This window comes from Microcystis sp. M53598_WE2, assembly GCF_030067735.1.
Lineage (GTDB): Bacteria > Cyanobacteriota > Cyanobacteriia > Cyanobacteriales > Microcystaceae > Microcystis > Microcystis aeruginosa.
In genome coordinates this window covers 1-2499 of record NZ_JASJFE010000061.1, presented here as the reverse complement: position 1 = coordinate 2499, position 2499 = coordinate 1, and the positions used below count along the sequence as shown (strand labels likewise).

The 2499-nt window shown below is 43.7% G+C and carries 2 protein-coding genes; one reads left to right on the top strand and one right to left on the bottom strand.

Features of this window, described 5'->3' with window-relative positions:
- The first annotated feature begins 458 nt into the window (after nt 1–458).
- A complete protein-coding gene (locus PX636_RS01440; protein WP_002796372.1) occupies nt 459–1073 on the top strand; it encodes a DUF938 domain-containing protein in 615 nt (204 codons plus the stop codon).
- Nucleotides 1074–1102: 29 nt separating this feature from the next.
- Here the strand turns inward: PX636_RS01440 and PX636_RS01435 are convergent, their stop codons facing one another.
- On the bottom strand, nt 1103–2158 hold the full coding sequence (locus PX636_RS01435; protein WP_288115998.1) for a Fe(3+) ABC transporter substrate-binding protein: 1056 nt from the start codon (nt 2156–2158) through the stop codon (nt 1103–1105).
- Nucleotides 2159–2499 lie beyond the last annotated feature (341 nt).

The window sequence follows — 2499 nt, the reverse complement described above, 5'->3', positions numbered from 1 at the left end:
TTTTTATTTAACAACGATGTTACAATGGTTACAGCGATTTTACTGAATTTCATAATGGAATATTCTGTGCTTTTTTAGGCAGCAATGGTTGAAACCCTCACCAAACCTAGAAGGTTATCCTAATTAGGACGGGTAAATTAGTCAATTTCACCAACAACGATGATCTTTTTTGTGTGTAGTTTTATTGCAAAAAAAAAGTTTTTTTGACAAAAAGCACAAAGTATGATATGAACCCAACGTATTTCTGGCTGCCAGTAGTTATTGCAGAGTAGGATGGGGAGAAGGGAGAATAAATAAAAATAATCCTCCTGACTGGAAAGAGGGTGTAGGGTGTGGGGTGTGGGGTGTAGGGAAGGAAACCTCTTTCATCTGTGGTGGTGAAAATTTTTTCATCAGGACTGACGCCTGACGACCGACGCCTAACCCCACCAACCAACTTTTTGCCGCAAACCCTAGTTATGTCTGATTTACGTCAATATGCTCCGGCAACAGAACGCAATCGTCAGCCGATTTTAGAAGTTCTCAGCCAATTTTTACCGAAGACTGGGAATATCCTAGAAATATCTAGCGGCACGGGTGAACACGCTGTTTTTTTTGCTCCTCGTCTTGCCCCTTGTCGTTGGATTCCCTCGGATTGTAACCCTCTGGCTCTAGATAGTATTCGCAGTTGGTGCGATTATTGTCCTAGTTCTAATCTCGATCGCCCCCTATTTATCGATGTTCATCAGTCAGTTTGGGCGGTAGAGACGGAAAATATCGTTATTAATGCGATTGTTAATATTAACATGATTCATATCGCCCCTTGGTCCGCTTGTTTAGCGTTAATGGCAGGAGCGAGTCGCATTCTCGGTTCGGGGGGAATTCTCTATCTTTATGGTCCCTATAAACGGCAGGGAAAACATACTTCTCCTAGTAACGAAAGCTTTGATTTTTCTCTCCGTTCTCAAAACTCTACTTGGGGAGTGAGGAATTTAGAAGATGTGGTGCAAGCAGCGAGCGATCGAGGTTTACAATTGTTAGAAGTAATTCCTATGCCAGCTAATAATCTCTCGGTTTTATTTCAATTGCTTTAACTGATAACTGATAACTGATAACTGATAACTTATTTCCAACCAGCGCGATTCATTACCTGTACCGCTTTGGCTAAATTAGGACCATAATTAGCCACACTAACGGTATCTTCTTTCCCGCGTCCGAGTTTTGCCAGAACAGGGTCTAAAGCAACGCCTCGAACGACGGGATATTCTTGATTACCCTTAGCAAAAAAGTTCTGTGCTTCATTGCTAGAAAGATATTCTAAAAATTTAATGGCCGATTCTCGATTGGGGGCAGTTTTAATTAAACCACCACCGCTAATATTAACGTGAGTGCCGCGGCCTGCTTGGTCGGGGAAAATTACGCCTACTTGGTCATAAATTGCCCGTTTAGCGGGGTCTTTTTCTTCGGCATACCCCGCTAAGTAATAGGTGTTAGCTAGGGCTAAATCGGCAATTCCTGCGGCTACAGCTTCGATTTGTGCCTTATCATTACCCTGGGGTGGACGGGCAAAATTAGCCACTAATCCCCGACACCATTTTTCTGCGGCCGCTTCCCCTTGGATGTCGATTAACCAAGCGGTAAAAGATTGACTATAGATGTTACTGGATGACCGGGTGACGACTTTTCCTTTCCATTTGGGATTGGTTAAATCTGCATAGGAATCGATTTCTCTGGGGTTAACTCTGTCTTTGTTGTACATAATTACCCGCAAGCGTTTACTAAACCCGAACCAGTGACCTTTGGGGTGACGCAAATTAGCAGGAATTCTTTGGGTAAGAATGCGGGAATTGACCGGGGCAAAAATTCCCTGTTGGTCGGCGCGCCATAGTCTCCCCGCATCTACCGTCAGGAGTATATCGGCAGGACTATTGCTGCCTTCGCTTTTAATCCGTTCGATTAATGGATCCGCTTCCCCTTCCACGAGGTTAATTTTTATTCCCGTTTGTCGGGTGAAGTTGTCATACAATCGTCGGTCGGTGTTGTAGTGACGGGAGGAATAGAGGTTTAATTGTTTAGTTTGGGCGGAAACTTCGTTTATTTTCCCTAATTGACCCACTGCTAACGCTAAGGTGGCTGTTCCCGCGCCTAGAAAGACTCTCCGAGTTATTTTATCGTTCATTGCTCGATTCTTGGCAAAGTTGTCTTTTCCTATTGTACATCTATTGAGAATAATTCTTATCTGCGGGAGAAATTATTTGTCGGACTAGGGCGGTAAATGGGGGAAAATCGGGCGAAAATCAGGTTTTTTTGTTTTGATGGGGCTAATAAATCCTCGAATCTATCGCTAGTTAAATTCAATAAGCCCAAAATGTTACCCTAAGCTCGATCGAGGGTATTGTGGATTGACATCCTCGCCGCCGTAAAACGGACGGCGATTCCCAAACCTCACGATTTGGGTTTCTGCTTCTTTCCCGAAGGATTTTTCGCACCTGCCTTAACAGATTTACTCTGTTCTGGTCT

Bases quoted from the DNA above. Each gene is read 5' to 3' on its own strand.
- PX636_RS01440 (WP_002796372.1), top strand. From the start codon at position 459: ATGTCTGATTTACGTCAATATGCTCCGGCAACAGAACGCAATCGTCAG.
- PX636_RS01435 (WP_288115998.1), bottom strand. From the start codon at position 2,158: ATGAACGATAAAATAACTCGGAGAGTCTTTCTAGGCGCGGGAACAGCC.